Source organism: Baekduia sp. (assembly GCF_035685985.1).
GTDB lineage: Bacteria > Actinomycetota > Thermoleophilia > Solirubrobacterales > Solirubrobacteraceae > Baekduia.
In genome coordinates this window covers 46,699-62,330 of the sequence record NZ_DASRZV010000036.1, presented here as the reverse complement: position 1 = coordinate 62,330, position 15,632 = coordinate 46,699, and the positions used below count along the sequence as shown (strand labels likewise).

The 15,632-nt window shown below is 73.4% G+C and carries 12 protein-coding genes; 4 read left to right on the top strand and 8 right to left on the bottom strand.

Annotation, left to right across the window (positions count from 1 at the left end):
- Window positions 1-66 precede the first annotated feature (66 nt).
- Window positions 67-2,703, top strand: a complete 2,637-nt coding sequence (locus VFG42_RS24570) for an MFS transporter (RefSeq protein ID WP_324911483.1) — start codon at window positions 67-69, stop codon at window positions 2,701-2,703.
- 36 nt (window positions 2,704-2,739) lie between these two features.
- On the opposite strand, the gene VFG42_RS24565 is transcribed toward VFG42_RS24570, so the two are convergent.
- The 4 genes from VFG42_RS24565 to VFG42_RS24550 all read right to left on the bottom strand — a co-directional run bounded on the left by VFG42_RS24565 (window position 2,740) and on the right by VFG42_RS24550 (window position 7,079).
- Complete coding sequence (locus VFG42_RS24565; RefSeq protein ID WP_324911482.1) at window positions 2,740-4,050, bottom strand: 4Fe-4S dicluster domain-containing protein; 1,311 nt, start codon at window positions 4,048-4,050, stop codon at window positions 2,740-2,742.
- Between the two features lie 11 nt (window positions 4,051-4,061).
- Complete coding sequence (locus VFG42_RS24560; protein WP_324911481.1) at window positions 4,062-5,285, bottom strand: ABC transporter substrate-binding protein; 1,224 nt, start codon at window positions 5,283-5,285, stop codon at window positions 4,062-4,064.
- A 125-nt stretch (window positions 5,286-5,410) separates the two neighbouring features.
- Entirely contained in the window at window positions 5,411-5,614 is a 204-nt protein-coding gene (locus VFG42_RS24555) for a hypothetical protein (RefSeq protein WP_324911480.1), read from the bottom strand.
- Between the two features lie 16 nt (window positions 5,615-5,630).
- Window positions 5,631-7,079 (bottom strand): amidase, encoded by a 1,449-nt coding sequence (locus VFG42_RS24550; protein ID WP_324911479.1) that lies wholly within the window; start codon window positions 7,077-7,079, stop codon window positions 5,631-5,633.
- A gap of 197 nt (window positions 7,080-7,276) precedes the next feature.
- Here VFG42_RS24550 and VFG42_RS24545 point away from each other — a divergent pair, with 197 nt between their 5' ends.
- A complete protein-coding gene (locus VFG42_RS24545) occupies window positions 7,277-8,527 on the top strand; it encodes an ABC transporter substrate-binding protein (RefSeq protein WP_324911478.1) in 1,251 nt (416 codons plus the stop codon).
- Window positions 8,528-8,598: 71 nt separating this feature from the next.
- Window positions 8,599-8,940 (top strand): hypothetical protein, encoded by a 342-nt coding sequence (locus VFG42_RS24540; protein WP_324911477.1) that lies wholly within the window; start codon window positions 8,599-8,601, stop codon window positions 8,938-8,940.
- On the opposite strand, the gene VFG42_RS24535 is transcribed toward VFG42_RS24540, so the two are convergent.
- The 3 genes from VFG42_RS24535 to VFG42_RS24525 form a co-directional block, all read right to left on the bottom strand.
- Window positions 8,937-9,635 (bottom strand): ABC transporter ATP-binding protein, encoded by a 699-nt coding sequence (locus VFG42_RS24535; RefSeq protein ID WP_324911476.1) that lies wholly within the window; start codon window positions 9,633-9,635, stop codon window positions 8,937-8,939. The genes VFG42_RS24540 and VFG42_RS24535 overlap by 4 nt on opposite strands.
- Entirely contained in the window at window positions 9,632-12,340 is a 2,709-nt protein-coding gene (locus VFG42_RS24530) for an ABC transporter permease subunit (protein WP_324911475.1), read from the bottom strand. The genes VFG42_RS24535 and VFG42_RS24530 overlap by 4 nt, the downstream gene beginning before the upstream one ends.
- A gap of 67 nt (window positions 12,341-12,407) precedes the next feature.
- Window positions 12,408-13,748 (bottom strand): ABC transporter substrate-binding protein, encoded by a 1,341-nt coding sequence (locus tag VFG42_RS24525; RefSeq protein ID WP_324911474.1) that lies wholly within the window; start codon window positions 13,746-13,748, stop codon window positions 12,408-12,410.
- Window positions 13,749-13,865: 117 nt separating this feature from the next.
- Here VFG42_RS24525 and VFG42_RS24520 point away from each other — a divergent pair, with 117 nt between their 5' ends.
- A complete protein-coding gene (locus tag VFG42_RS24520) occupies window positions 13,866-14,177 on the top strand; it encodes a hypothetical protein (RefSeq protein ID WP_324911473.1) in 312 nt (103 codons plus the stop codon).
- 22 nt (window positions 14,178-14,199) lie between these two features.
- On the opposite strand, the gene VFG42_RS24515 is transcribed toward VFG42_RS24520, so the two are convergent.
- Window positions 14,200-15,582 (bottom strand): MFS transporter, encoded by a 1,383-nt coding sequence (locus tag VFG42_RS24515; RefSeq protein ID WP_414642468.1) that lies wholly within the window; start codon window positions 15,580-15,582, stop codon window positions 14,200-14,202.
- Window positions 15,583-15,632 lie beyond the last annotated feature (50 nt).

The following is a 15,632-nucleotide window of genomic DNA, read 5'->3' as shown; positions in this document are numbered from 1 at the left end:
TCGGCCTTTGGCGCGACGCGTGCCGCGGGTAGCTCGTGCTCGGCGCGAACCGACCAAGGAGCACCGATGGCGACCGACGTGCAGCTCGGGATCATCCAGACGCAGGTTCCCGCGCGGCTGGACCGGCTGCCGTGGTCGCGCTTCCACTGGCGCATCATCGCCGGCCTGGGCACGGTCTGGATCCTCGACGGCCTCGAGGTCACGATCGTCGGCGCGATCGGCTCGCGGCTGACCGAGGCGGGCAGCGGCATCTCGATCACCGCGTCGGGCATCGGCAGCGCCGCCGCGATCTACGTCGCCGGCGCCTGCTGCGGCGCGCTGTTCTTCGGCCAGCTGACCGACCGCTTCGGCCGAAAACGGCTGATGATGCTCACGCTGGCCCTCTACATCCTGGCCACCGTCTGCACCGCGTTCTCGTTCGCCCCCTGGTACTTCTTCCTCTGCCGCTTCTTCACCGGCGCGGGCATCGGCGGCGAGTACTCCGCGATCAACTCCGCGATCGACGAGCTGATCCCGGCCCGCAACCGCGGCCAGGTCGACATCACGATCAACGGCAGCTACTGGGTGGGGTCGGCGATCGGCGGCATCGCCGCGCTGGGCTTCCTCGACACCTCGCTCTTCGCCCTCAACGTCGGTTGGCGCCTGGCGTTCGCGGTCGGCGCCGTGCTCGGCCTGGGCATCCTGCTCGTGCGCCGCACGGTCCCCGAGAGCCCGCGCTGGCTGTTCATCCACGGCCGCGACCAGGAGGCCGAGCGGATCGTCGACGCGATCGAGCGCGAGGTGCGCGAGGAGACCCACGGCGACCTCGCCGAGCCGGGGCCGGCGATCACCGTGCGCCAGCGCGCGACGATCCCGTTCCGGGAGATCGCCAAGGTCGCCGTGCGCTACTACCCCAAGCGCGCGACGCTCGGCCTGGCGCTGTTCGTCGGCCAGGCGTTCCTCTACAACGCGGTCACGTTCAACCTCGGCACCCTGCTGAGCACGTTCTTCGGCGTCAGCTCCGGCGCGGTCCCGGTGTTCGTCGTGATCTTCGCCGTCGGCAACTTCGCGGGCCCGTTCCTGCTCGGCCGGCTGTTCGACACCGTCGGGCGCAAGCCGATGATCACGGGCACCTACCTGATCTCGTCGGCGCTGACCGTGCTGCTCGGCGTCCTGCTGGTCGGCGGCGGCCTGACGCGCTGGTCGTTCATCGCGATCGTCGGCGTCACGTTCTTCTTCGCCTCGGCGGGCGCCAGCTCGGCCTACCTGACCGTCAGCGAGATCTTCCCGATGGAGACGCGCGCGCTGGCGATCGCGTTCTTCTACGCCATCGGGACCGCCGCCGGCGGGATCACCGGCCCGCTGCTGTTCGGCAACCTCATCAACACGGGCGACGAGGCGACGGTCGCGATCGGCTTCTTCATCGGCGCGGTCGTGATGTCGCTGGGCAGCCTCGCCGAGCTGTTCTACGGCGTCCGCGCCGAGGGCGTCCCGCTGGAGAACATCGCCAAGCCGCTGACCGTGGCCGACGCCGAGCAGGCCACGACCGCCGAGGCCGAGCCGGCGGCCGGCGGGGCGGCGCCCGAGGACGGCGAGCCCGACCAGCGGCCTGAGCACCTCGCCGCCCTGCGCTGCCGCGAGCGTGCCGAGGAGGAGCGCGCCCGCGCCGCCGAGCACCGCGCCACCGCCCACGAGCTGCAGGCGGCCGGCGACGGCCACGCCGCCGACCGCCTGCACGCCGAGCGGGTGCTGGCCGAGATCGCCGACCTCCACGCCCAGGCGATGGACGAGCGCGCGACCGGCCACGACGAGCGCGCCGACGCCGAGGACGCCGACGGGCCGGACCGCGCCGCGGCGCTGGAGCGCGCGCGGGCCGCCGAGGAGCGGGCCCGCGTCGACGACGAGCGCGCCGAGCAGATCGTCGCCGGCAGCGAGGCCGACGCCGAGGTCCACGCGGAGCTGGCGGAGGCCGCGATCGAGCGCGCCCGCGCGCGGGAGCAGCGGGCGCTCGCCGAGCAGGCGCGCGGCCAGGTCGAGACCGCCGCCGGCCCCGACGTCGTCGGCGCCCAGGCCGACGTCTACGACGCGTGGGCGCACCTGCACGACGAGCGCGCGCTCGCCCACACCGCCCGCGCCGACCACGACCGGGACGACGCGGCCCGGCACGACCGCGACGGCGACGCCGCCCAGCAGCTGGCGCTGGCGGCCGAGGAGCGCCTGGAGAGCGCCAAGCACCGCGCCGAGCTGACGGCGCTGCAGCGCGACGAGGGCGCCGCCGTCGACACCGCCCAGCGGCGCGCGGAGGCCGAGGCCCGCGAGCGCGCCGCGCGCGATCGCGACGACCGCATCCGCGCGCGGCTGGCCCGCCAGGAGGCCCGCGAGCACCACGGCCTGCACCGCTTCCGCCCGGGCCCGAGCCCGAGCCTCTACTCCCCCGGCATGCTCGGCACCGCCAGCCACTGGGCGCCCAGCGCCGGCCAGGACCTCGACCGCGAGATCGACGCCATCGCCCGCGCGCTCGACGAGCGCGGCCCCACCAGCCGCGAGGACCTCGCCACCGCCGTCGGCGGCCGCTTCTGGGGCCCGGGCCGCTTCCGCGCCGCCCTCCACGAGGCCGAGGACGAGGGCCGGGCCCAGCGGCTGTCGCGCACGACCTACGGACCGCCCGGCCGCGCGGACCGCCCGCCGGAGGACGAGCGGCGCTTCGACCGCCCCGACCGCTGAGGCCGCTGAGGCGGGCCGCCCGGCCGTCCCCGCCGCTCAGACGCCCGGCGGCGGCACCGTCCGGGTCTTGTCGAAGCCGAAGCCCTCGGGGTTCAGCAGCTCGCGCGTCATCCGCGGCTTCTCGCCCGGCCCGTAGTAGCGGCCGTCGTGCGGCCAGACGTAGCCTTCGAGCTCGTCGGTGCCCTTGCCGAGGATCGTCCCGGTCGCGGCGTGGTGCTCGAGGACCCGCGGGAGGCCGTAGCGCTGGATCGGGCAGACCTTCATGCAGACCGCGCAGCCGTGCGTCGCGGCCATGACCGGGAAGCAGCGCTCGGGCTTGATCGCCGCCTTCGTCACCCCGCGCTTCTCGCGCCGGCGCAGCGGGATCGCGCCCGGCGGACAGCGCCGGACGCACAGCTGGCACTCGTCGCAGATGCGTGGGATGCCGAAGTCCACCGGCGTCCCCAGCTCCATCGGCGCGTCGGTGGTGATCAGCGCCAGCCGCGCGCGCGAGCCCGCCTCCGGCGTCAGCAGCTGGCCGTTCAACCCCAGCTGCCCGAGGCCGGCCTCGACGCCGTAGTGGATGGCCATCGCCTCCAGCGTCGTGCCGTCGTTGGGCCGCGCCGCGTACCCGAGGTCCTGCAGGAACGCGACGAGCCGCGCGGCCTTGGGCAGCACCTCGCCGTAGCCGCGGAACGCGGCGCGCTCCGCCTTGGCGCTCGGCGCCTTCTGGGTCGCGCGCCAGTCCTGCTCCATCACGCAGACGATGATGTTGGCGTCGCCGGGGTCCGGGAACTCGGCGTAGGTGTACTTCACGTCGGCCTTGGCGAACCCGACCCGGCTGATGCCCAGGCGCCGCGCCTCCTCCCGGATCATCCGCGACAACTCGGCCGGCGGGATCTCGCGCGGCCGCGGCGCGACCGCGCGGTCGCGCACCTCATGGCATTCGCGCGCCCCGCTGATCCGCCGCGGGAACGTCGGCAGCAGGAACGGCCACGACCGGCGCAGGGCCCACATGAACGACGGCAGGTGCACCTTGGTGAAGTCGTGCAGCGGCTCCTCGTCGAACGCCTGCCGCTCGGCCTCGGCGTCCCGCAGCGTCCCGGCGTAGGACCGCAGCGCGGGCGGCACGGCGACCGGCTCGGGCTCGTCGTCCCACGGACGGTGCCGGGCCCAGCCCCCGAGCTGCCGGGGCAGCTTGGGGGCGAAGCGCAGCCACTCGTACTTCCGGGCGCCCATGACGCCGACCGCCAGGCGGAGCATCACCGGCGCCATCACCGGGTTGAGCGCCTCCAGCACCCGCTCCTTGGACCGGCGCGCGAACACGGCGGGCGCCGCGTTGCTCCTGCGCCCCTTCGACCGACGCATCAGCGCGACCCCTACAGCTTGGACGGGTCGAGGCCGGCGAAGGCCTTCAACAGGTTCACTTCGCGCACCGGGACCAGCTTGCCGCCCTGCACCTTGTTCACGTAGAACGTGAAGTTCTTGATGCGGTCGGCGTTCTTCAACGGCCCGGGCTTGGCGAAGTCCGAGGTCCCGACGACGCCGGGCGAGAACACGGTGTGGTTGAGCGCGCCGGTGAGCGCCGAGCTTGTCACCTGGCCCTTGGGCAGCGTCTTGGCCGCCTGCGCGAAGAGCTGCAGCGTCAGCCACCCCGACAGCCCGGAGATCGAGTAGTCGGAGGCCTTGGTCATCCCCGCGGCCTTCAGGTCGGCGGCGTACCGCTTCATCATCTCCGGCGCGTCGGCGGCCGGCGTCATCGTGGGCGTGATCGTCGGCGCCCCCGAGATGATGCCGTCGAGCTGGTCGCCCATCGCCGACAGGTTGGAGTCCAGGTTGGGCTGGTTGAGCCCGATCGTGAGGTGCTTGCCCGAGCCCTTGACCGCGCGGACCACGCCGGGAAGCGCGTTGCCCGCGGTGTGCAGCTGCAGGCAGTCGGCGCCGGTGGAGAAGACGCGGGCGACCGGCGCGGTCCAGTCCTTGGTCGTCAGCGGAACGCGCACGCGCGCGGCCTGCGCGCCGAAGTACTTGATGGCCTTCTCGGTCATCACGATGTAGGGCATGTAGGCCGGGTCGTCGTAGCCGAGGATCGCGATCTTCTTGCAGCCCTCCCCCACGAGGCCCGCGGCGACGCCGCCGACGTAGGAGAACGGGTCCCCGCCGATCGGGAACGAGGACTTGCTGCTCCACTGCACCGGCGCCGACGGGCTGATCTCCAGGCTCGGGATGCCGGACTTCTCCAGGACCGGGTAGAGCCCGGACGAGGCGATCTGCGCGTAGGTGCCGACCAAGGCGATGACCTTGTCGGCCCGTGCCTTCTGGGCGCACTGCGCGGCCTTGTTGACGTCCAGGCCGTTGTCGCAGACCTCGACGTCGATCGGGCTGCCGTTGATCCCACCGGCGCGGTTGATGCTCGTGACGCCGGCCTTGATCGTCGGGATCACCTCCGGGTAGCCCCAGCTCGGCGAGTTCACGGGGACGCTCACCATGATCTTGATCGGCTTGCCGCCGCCGCTCTTCGACGACGCGCCGTCGTCGCCACTCCCACACGCCGCCAAGGTCATGGCGGCACCGACCATCACCGCGCAGACGAACTCGCGCATCAGCTCTCCCCTCTAAGGATGGTGCCGGCCGAGCGGGCCGGCGGACATGGGCGGACCGTATCCGCATCAGGTCGCGCGCGTCAACACATCTGTAGATTTTCATGTGCGATGAGTTGCCAGGAGGGTCACCACTCCGGCGCCGGCGTGCGCGGGTCGAAGACGAGCGCGGGCACCTCGTAGCGGGCCGCGGGCAGCGCGTAGAGCGCGTCGATGCCGGGCGCGAACGCCGCGTGCATCGCGTGCAGCGCGGCGCGCTCGACGGGCCCGGGGTCCAGGCCGGCGGCCGCCAGCTGGAGGTCGACGAGCGTGGTCTGGTCGCGGTCGGGCATGTGGTCGCTCCAAAGGTCAGGCGTTGACGGTGGCCAGGTCGGCCGCGATGGGCGGCACGCGGAGATGCCAGTCGGTCACGCCCTGGTAGGCGTCGCCGACCCGCACCAGCAGCGCTTCCTCGAACGGGCGCGCGGCGAGCTGCAGCCCGAGCGGCATCCCGTCGGCGTTGAAGCCCATCGGCACGACCATGGCCGGGTTGCCGACCGCGTTCCAGTAGGTGGTGTGGACGCGCTCGTAGACCGACATCGCGCCGCCGGCGAAGACCTCCTCGCAGGTCGGCGCGACCTTGCCCGCCGTGGGCGTGGCGATGACGTCGACGCCCGTCATCAGCGCGCCGAGCGCGCGCTGCGCGACGCGGCGCACGCGCTGGGCCTGGACGTAGTCGGCCCCCGAGAACAGCGCCCCGCTGGCGATCATCCCGCGCGTGCCCGGCGTGAACTCCTCCCACCGCGCCCGGAGGTCGTCGCGGTGGTAGGCCATCGCCTCGCACATCGACGTGATCATCATCGCGGTCAGCGTCTCGGCATGGTGGGGCAGCTCGACCTCGGCCACGGTCGCGCCCAGCGCGCCGAGAGCCTCCACGGCGGCCTCGAAGCGCTCGGCCACCGCGGGGTCGCCGTCGCCGGGGAAGTGGTTGGCGCGCTCGACGCCGACCCGCACACCCTCCAGGGAACCGCCCGCGGCGCCGGCGTCGAAGCGCCCGACGGGCTCGTCCCGCGAGGACGGGTCCTCCGCGGCGGGGCCCGCGATCGCCTCCAGGAACGCGCCGCAGTCGCGGGCGGTGCGCGCCAGCGGGCCGATGTGGTCCAGCGAGAAGCCGAGCGGCACGCAGCCGGAGTTGGGCACCCGGCCGAACGTCGGCATCAGCCCGGTCACGCCGCAGAAGGCCGCGGGCACGCGGATGCTCCCGCCCGTGTCGGTGCCGACCCCGGCCAGGAACAGCCCGGCCGCCACGCCGGCGCCGGTGCCCGAGCTGGAGCCGCCCGGCCAGCGCTCGACGTCCCACGGGTTGTGGGGCACCGGGAACGGCTTGGCCGGGTCGGGCGCGCCGATCGCGAACTCCATCGTGGTGGTCTTGCCGGCGATGACCGCGCCCGCCGCCCGCAGCCGGGCGACCACCGTCGCGTCCTTGCCCGACCCCCACGCCGGGTCGTGGACCAGGCTCTGCGCGGTCGTCGCCCCCTCGGCCGCGGCGAGGATGTCCTTCACCCCGACCGGGATGCCGTGCAGCGGGCCGCGGTCGACGCCGTCGGCGCGCTCGGCGTCGGCGCGCCGGGCGGAGGCGAGCGCCTCGGCGTCGAAGCGCTCGAGGTAGACGCCGAGCCGCTCATCGAGCGCGTCGGCCCGCGCCAGCGCCGCGCGCGTGAGCTGGACGCTCGTCACGCTGCCCTCGCGCAGGGCGCGCGCGGCGTCGAGGAGCGTCAGCGGAGCGGCCCCGTCCGGGGTGGGCGTCGGTTGCGACATTGCTCAACAGTATCGTTGATAAACGAGACGACGCAAGCTCTTTCGTCTCGCTGTCGATCTTCAACATTTGTGTTGACAGCGCTCCGCGAGCGCACTACGGTCGGCTGACTCACGGCACCGGTGCACGCGCCGCTGAGGGTCAAAGGCGCTCCCGCGCGGGAGGCCTACGTTCGTGTTTCCACGGAGGAGTTTTCAGGATGAGGAGATGGCACCTGCTGGGAGCCGTCGGGCTCGCGGCGATCGCCGTTGGCGGCTGCGGCGGTTCGGACAGCGACAGCTCGGCCGCCGGGGCGAGCGGTGGCGGCGGCAACAAGTTCACGGGCCCGCCGATCAAGCTGATGGTCAGCGCGCCGATCAACGCCAAGGCCTACGCCGCCCCCGAGATCGTCGACACGGTCAGCGCCGGGATCGACGCGATCAACCGCAAGGGCGGCATCAAGGGCTCGAAGATCGAGCTGGACACCTGCGACAACGGCAACGACCCCAACAAGTCGGCGCAGTGCGCGCAGCAGGCCGTCAAGAACAAGGACGTGGCGCTGATCGGCTCCTACTCGCTGATCGGCGGCTCCGGCTTCTACTCGGTGCTGGAGCCCGCCAAGCTCCCGACGATCGGCAACGGCCCGTCCGATCCCAAGGACTGGACCAGCCCGATGTCGTTCCCGGTGAGCTACTCGCCGCAGGCCTACGTCGCGGCGCCGCCGATCGCGATGGCCCACGCGGGCTGCAAGAAGATCGCCGACTTCGGCTTCGAGGACAAGGCCTACGACCCCTACTTCCAGTTCGCCCACGCCGGCATCAAGTACGCCAAGGCGCAGTGGGTCGGCGACGCGCGGTTCCCGTCCAGCACGACGGACTTCACGCCGGTCGTCGCCAAGGCGATCAAGGACGGGGCCGACTGCGGGTTCACGCTCGGCCCGGACCAGAGCGTCCCGGGGCTGGTCCGCGCGATGAAGACCAGCGGCTCGGACATCCGCCTCGGCGGCCTCAACCACGTCGGCAACAACCTCGCCGGGATGGGCACCAAGCTGGACGGGTCCCCCGTCGCGGAGCCGTCGCCCGACCCGACGCTCGACCCCGCGCCCGACGCGCCGGCGATCATGAAGCAGTACGCCGCCGACATGAAGGCCGCGGGCAAGACCGACCCGAAGCTCCAGACCCTGCAGGGCTTCTCGCAGTACCTGGCGGTCCCGCTCTTCGAGCAGGCGGCCAACGAGATCCCCGCCGGGAAGGTCACCTCGGCCAGCCTGATCGAGACGCTCGACAAGCTCGACTTCAACCCCGAGGGCGTGGCCGGCGAGTCGAACTTCGCGCAGCCCGCCCCGCTGAAGTCCGCGCCGCGGATCCACAACTACACGATGTTCCTCAAGATCATCAAGAACGGCAAGAAGGAGCTTCAGCCGGAGCCCAACCAGGTCGACCTGTCCGATCTGTTCGCGAGCTTCAACTAGCCCCACCGCCTCGCGGGAGCCGGCGGAGCGCGTGCGCTCCGCCGGCTTCAGCGCTTCTGGAGCCACCCACCGTGCCCGAACTCGCCTACCCCACCACCTTGTGCCCCGGCGACCTCGTGTGGCTCGCCGCCGACGCCCCGCCCGCGCTGGTCCGCGCGGCGCCGCGGGTGATCGCCACCGGCGGCGTGCTCACCGACTGCTGCATGCTCGTCGAGATCCTCGTCCGCCCCGCCGACGCCGACGACGAGCGGCGCATCCGCCTCACCGTCGAGGATCGGCTGCCGGTCGAGCGCGGACCGGGCGCCGAGCCCGACGACCCGCCGCGCCGGCGCCCGCGCGGCGGCCGCCGCATCCGGGTGCCCGGCGCGCCGCGCCTCGCGCTCGTCCCGCGCCCGCTCGCGGCCGCTCGCTAGCTCGGGGCGCCGCCGGCGAGGTAGGCGTCCTCCACCTCGTGGAGGCGCTGCCGGACCTCGTCGGCGCGGCCGGAGAGCACCACGCGCCCCCGGCTCATGACGTAGGCGCGGTCGGCGACGCGCAGCGCCTTCTCGACGTGCTGCTCGACGAGCAGCACGCCGACGCCGTCCTGGTCGGCCGCGTCGCGCACGGCCTGCAGCAGGCGATCGACGACCATCGGCGCCAGCCCGAGCGACAGCTCGTCGGCGAGTAGCACGCGCGGCCAACGCGCGAGCGCGCGCGCGAGGGTCAGGATCTGCTGCTCGCCGCCGGACAGCAGCCCCGCGGTCCGGTCCAGCAGCGGCTCCAGCTCGGGGAACAGCGCCAGCGCGCGAGCGCGGTCGCAGCGCCCGACGCGCAGGTTGTCGGCCGTCGACATCCGCATGAACACCGAGCGCTCCTCGGTCACCAGCGCCAGGCCGCGCCGTGCGCGGCGGTACAGCGGCGCGCGCCCGGCGGCGCCGTCGATCGCGACGGATCCGGCCAGCGGCGGCAGCTCGCCCGCCAGCGTCAGCATGGTGGTGGTCTTGCCGGCGCCGTTGGCGCCCAACAGCGCGACGACCTCGCCGCTCTCCACGCGCAGGTCCAGGCCGGTGACGACCGCGCGTCGGTCGTAGCCCGCCGACAGCCCCTCGGTCGCGATCGCCGCGCTCATGCCAGACCTCCCACTTCCTCGGACGGCGCCCCCAGGTAGGCGGCGATGACGGCCGGGTCCTCGCGGATCTCGGCGACGCTCCCGCTCGCGATCTGGCGCCCGAAGTCGAGCACCGTGACGCGATCGCACAGGCTCATGACGAACGCCATGTCGTGCTCGACGACGAGCACGCCGATCCCCCAGCGCTTGGCCAGGACGCGGACCAGCTCGGCCAGCTCGGCGGACTCGCGCTCGTCGAGGCCCGCGGCGGGCTCGTCCAGCAGCAGGATCTCGGGGTCGGCCGCGACCGCGCGCGCCACCGCGACCAGCCGCCGCCGGCCGTAGGACAGCGCGTCCGGGCGTTGGCCCAGGTCGTCCTCGAGGCGGAACTCGCGCACCGCGGCCTGCGCGGTGGCGGGCAGCGACGCGCGCCCGGGGCGGAACAGCTCGGCCACGTAGGACCGCCAGCCCTGCGGGTCGGAGGCGGCGCGGAGGTTCTCGAGCACCGACACGTCGTCGAACAGCTCCAAGGACTGGAACGACCGGCTGACCCCGGCCCGCGCGCGGCGGTGCACCGACAGCCCGTCGAGCGCCATGTCGCCGAGGCGGACCTCGCCGGCGGCCGGGGCGAAGCCGCTGACCGCGTCGATCACCGACGTCTTGCCCGCGCCGTTGGGCCCGATCAGGCCGACGATCTCGCCCGGCGCGACCGTGACCGAGAAGTCCGAGACCGCGGTGACGCCGCCGTAGCGGACCGTCAGGCCCCGCACGTCCAGGCTCCGTCCGTCGCGGCGCGCGGGCGCCTCGCCCGCGGGCTCCGTCGCCGCGGCGATCGCGGCGGCCGCGGCGCCGGCGTCGCCCGCCCCGCGCCGCGCGCGCAGGGCCCGCAGCAGCTTCGCGTCGCCGCTGACGATCCCGTTGGGGTTCAGCAGCAGGAACACGAGCAGCGAGACGCCGCCGACGAGCGTGATGTAGCGGTCGATGCTGCCGCCGAAGACCACCTGGATCACCCAGCTGCCGAGCGCTCCGGCGTAGAAGGTCGCGCCGACGACCGCGCCCAGCACCCACCCCACCGAGCCGACGACCGCGAACGCGACGCCGCCGATCGACCCGATCGGGTTGAACGGCGCGTAGGCGACGGTGTGGTCCTGGAAGCCGATCAGCACGCCGCCGACCGCGGCGATGAACGCGGCCAGCCCGAAGGCGTACAGCTTGGCGTCGAAGACGCCGATGCCCAGTGCCGCCGCGGCGCGCTCGTTGGTCCGCACGGCGATCAGCCGCCGCCCGATCACGCCGCGGCGCACGTTGGCCACCAACAGCCCGCAGAGCGTGAACAGCACGAGCGTCAGGACCGCGTACCGCCCCGGGTGGTCGATCGCGTCGAGGCTCAGCCCGAGCACCGACGGCGCGTCGACCGGCGTGCCGTCCGCCGTCCCGGCGACCGACGGGTTGTTGAACACCATCGACTGGACGGCGAGCCCGAGGCCGAGCGTCACGATCGCCAGGTTCACGCCACGCGTGCGCAGCGCGGGCAGGCCGAAGAGCACGCCGACGGGGACGGTGGCCAGCGCGCCGCCGAGCACGGCCAGCGGGAACGGCAGGCCGACGTTCTTGTCCAGCTTGGCGGCGATCAGCGCGCCGGCGCCCGCGACCGCGAACTGGGCGAGCGACAGCTGCCCCGCCTGGCCGGTCAGCACGACGATCGACAGCAGGATGCAGCCGACGCCGAGCGTCGTCGTCGACGCCGCCAGCAGGTCGTCGCCGAACACGGTCAGCATCAGCGCCGCGAGGACGACCACACCCGGCACGAGCACCGCGGGCCGCACGCGCCCCGAGCCGACGTCGGCGAAGCGCTCGCCGATGTAGCCGCGCACCGGCAGGCCCTTGCCGCGCACCACGAGCGCGACGACGATCAGCAGGAACGGCAGCGTGTCGGCCGCGCCCTGGACGTCGACCTTGAACGCCACCAGCGACTGGATGACGCCGATGACGACCGCGCCGAGCAGGGTCAGCGGGAACGACGTCAGGCCGCCGAACAGCGTCGCGGCCAGCGCGGGGATCACCAGCAGCGGCATCGCCGACGCCTGGATGCCGGTCAACGGCGCGATCAGGATCCCGGCCAGCCCCGCCAGCGCCGAGGCCATCGCCCACGTCGCGCCCGCCAGGACGTCGGGCGACCAGCCCAGCGCGGCCGCCGCCCGCGGGGACTCGGACACCGCCGAGGTCGCCAGGCCGACGGTCGTGTAGCGGTACCCGACGGTCAGCAGCACCGTGATCGCGCCCGCGATGCCGAGCAGGATGAGGCGGTCGGCGCCGATGTGGACGCTGCCGACGTTGACGATCCCCTGGCCGAGGATCGGGTCGACGAAGCGCGGCTGGCTGTCCCAGATCAGGACCGCGGCGCCCTGGATCACGAGCAGGACGCCGAGCGTCGCGATCACGCGCGACAGCGCCGAGGCGCCGCGCAGCGGGCGGATCAGCAGGAAGTACGTGGCGACGCCGATCAGCGCCGCGGCGCCGACGGCCACGACCATCGCGGGCACGGTGGCCCAGCCGGACCTCTGGGTCAGGTCGGCGTAGAGGTAGGCGGCGACGAGGCCGATCGCGCAGTGCGCGAAGTTGAGGACGCCCGAGCCGCGGTAGAGCGCGACGATCCCGAGCGCGAAGACGGCGTACGCGGCGCCGCTGCCCAGCCCGAGCGCCGCGAATTGCAGGTAGCTGGTCATGGCGTGGGGTCCCCGGCGGGACGCCGGGCGCGTTGGCCCGACGCCCCTTTGGGGAGGAGGCCTGTCGCTATCGCAGCCCGGCCTTGGCGAAGATGTCGACGGGGTCGGGCATCTTCGGGTCGATCACGTACCCGCCGTCCTTGGCGACCCAGAAGTAGATCGTCCCGCTGTTCAGCCGCGGGAACTCCTTCGGGCCCTGGCCCGGCGTCCACTTCAGGAGGCCGAGCAGGTCCATGTCCTCGGTGTCGTCGAGCGCCTTGGTCAGCGACGCCGCCGTGACCGACCCCTTCACCTTCTGCGCGGCGATCGCCAGCGCGTGCGCCGCGATCCAGGCGGCCTGGCTGGACCCCTTGGTGTCGGTGTCCTTGACGCCGGCCTGCTTGGCCGCGTCGAGCTCGTCACGCCACAGCTTGATGCCGGGGAACTGCCGCGTCGCGGTCTCCGGCGGGAGCCCGGCGGTGACGAGCAGGCCGCCGCCGTCGGACCCCAGGCCGCTGAAGAGGCCCTCGTCGAGCGACTGCGCGTTCTGCTGGAACAGCATCCCGTTGCCGCCGAGCTGGCGGGCGGCCTTGACGGCCGCGACCGTCGCCGCGGTCGTGTCCACGAACGTGATGGCCTTGGCCCCCGCGGACACGAGCTTCTGCACCTGCGCCGAGACGTCGGCGGCCGTGGCCGGGTGGTAGACGGCGGTGGTGAACTTGAGCCCGGCGATCTGGGCGCCGCGCTTGATCAGCGACTCCTGGACGTGGGCCGACGGGATGTCGATCATCATGCCGCCGACGGAGTCGGCGCCGTGCGCCTTGAGCTGCAGGCCCGAGGCCAGCGTCATCTGCGAGATGCCGGCGCTGATCGGGTAGGCGACCTTGCTCGTCCAGTCGGGCTGGGTGCTCGGCAGCGCGCCGATCACCGGGATCCCGGCCTTCTCGAGCGACGGGTAGAGCGACGGGCCCTGGGTCGCCGCGTAGGGGATCACCGCGGCGACCTTCTCCGAGACCGCCTGCCGGGCGCAGGCCGCGGTCTTGTTGGGGTCGTTGAAGTTGTTGCAGAAGACGATCTTCAGCGGATGGCCGTTGACCCCGCCGTGCGCGTTGATGTCGTTGAACGCGGCGGTGACGTTGGCCTGGACGCCGGGCGCGGTGCCGACGGGGCTGTCGATGGGCGCCGTCACCATCACCTTGATCGGCGTGCCGCTCGCGGCCTCCTCGGAGTCCCCCACGCCCGAGGACTCCGGCGTGAGCGGCGACGACGAGGCCGCCGGCGCGGCGGCGGTCGTGTCGGCCGCGCCCGACCCCGTCGACGTCGCGGACGCTCCGGTGCTCGCGCCCGCCGAGGACCCGGAGTCCTTGTCGTCGCCGCACCCCGCGACCAGCAGGCCGCCCATCAGCACCACCGTTGACGCCAGGGACACCCAGCGTCGACCCATGAACTCCATCGCGCACGACCTCCTAAGTCAGCGGAACTCCTCCGAGGGGGCGATAGTAGCATCCTGTCAACTACTCTGTTGACGAACCTCGAAGGAGCCTCGATGCAGATCATCCTGAGCGGCACGGGCGACGCGCCCGAGCTGGCCGACGCCGACAACTTCAAGGACTTCCGCGTCGTCGCCCAGGGGGCGCCCGACGCCGCCGCGCTGGCCGCCGCGACCACCGAGATCGGCCGCAGCGACGGGGCCGAGCACGTCTTCGTGACGGTCCCGGCGCTGTCCCGCATGGCCGGCGCGCGCGCCGAGGACGCGACCTGGCGCGCGGACCTCGAAGGCATGCTCGACGTCGCCCAGAAGCACGGCTGGGTCGACGCCCAGGGCGCGGTCCGCGCGCACGTCGAGTGGCGCCCCTAGCCAAGGGCCCCAAGGGCAACGACTACGTTGATGACTCGGTGGCGGGCGCGAACGCCAGGTCGGCCAAGGCCGGCGGCTCGGTCGCGCCCCGCCCCACCGGGATCAGGACCCCGGCCAGCGTCGCGAGCGCCATCGCCCCCGCGAGCATCGCGAAGCCCGTCGAATAGCCACCGCCGGTCGGCAACCCACCTCCGCTCGGCGCCGACGCGGTGACGATCGTCGACATCGCCGCGGTCCCGATCGCGCCGCCGATCGTCCGGATGTTGGCGTTCATCCCGGTCGCGACGCCGGTCTGGTGCGCGGGCACGGCGTTCACGATCGCCGTCGGCAGCGCCGCCAGCAGCATCCCGAACCCGAAGCCGAGGATCGTCATCGCGGCGATGACCTCCCACTCCTCCCCGTGCGCGACGGCGACCAGCGCGAAGGCCACGACGCTGACGACCGACCCCAGCACCAGCACGCCCTTGGCGCCCAGGCGGCGCTCGAACGCGCCCGCGGTGACCCCCATCGCGAACGTCGCGACGGTGAACGGCAGCAGCACCAGGCCGGACTCGGTGACGCTCGCGCCGAACCCGTAGACGGCCGGCGGCCCGGTCTGCACGAACTGCGGGACGAACGCGAACGTCGCGTACAGGCCCGCGCCGAAGAGCAAGGCGATGAGGTTGCTCGTCCAGACCGCCGTCATCCGCATCATCCGCATGTCGATCAGCGGATGCTCGGAGCGCGCCTCGACCGCGATCCACGCCACGGCGAACGCGATCGCCAGGACGATCAGCCCGAGCGTCCGCGCCGACAGCCAGCCCCAGTCGGGCGCCTGGCTGATCGGCAGCAGCAGCGCGACGAGCGCGGCGGACAGCAGGACCGGCGCGCGCCACCCGATGCGGCCGGTCGTCGTCGGCGCCGACGCGTCCAGCACCAGGCGCGCCGCGATCGCGGTGGTCCCCGCCACGATCAGCCCGCACCAGAACAGCCACGTGTAGCCGAGGCCCGAGACGATCGGGCCGGCGAGGACGAGGCCGACGCCCGTGCCCGCGCCGGTCAGCCCCGACAGCAGGCCGATCGAGCCGGCGACGCGCCGCGGGGGCAGCTCGTCGCGGGCGATCCCGAAGGCCAGCGGCAGGATCCCGCCGCCCACGCCCTGGATGGCGCGGGCGACGAGCATCACCGCGATCGACGTCGTCAACGCGGCGATCACCGAGCCGACGGCCAGCGCGCCGAGCGCGACGATCAGCATCCGGCGCTTGCCGAGCATGTCGCCGAGGCGGCCGAGCAGCGGGGTGAAGATCGACGCCGACAGGAGGTAGGCCGTCAACACCCACGTCGCCGTGTTCTGCGACGTGTGCAGGTGCTCGCGGACGGTCGGCAGCACCGGGACGATCAGCGACTGGCCCAGCGCGAACGACATGACCGCCGCCGCCAGGACGGCGAACGTCGCCCAGGCCGGGCGGCGGCGGG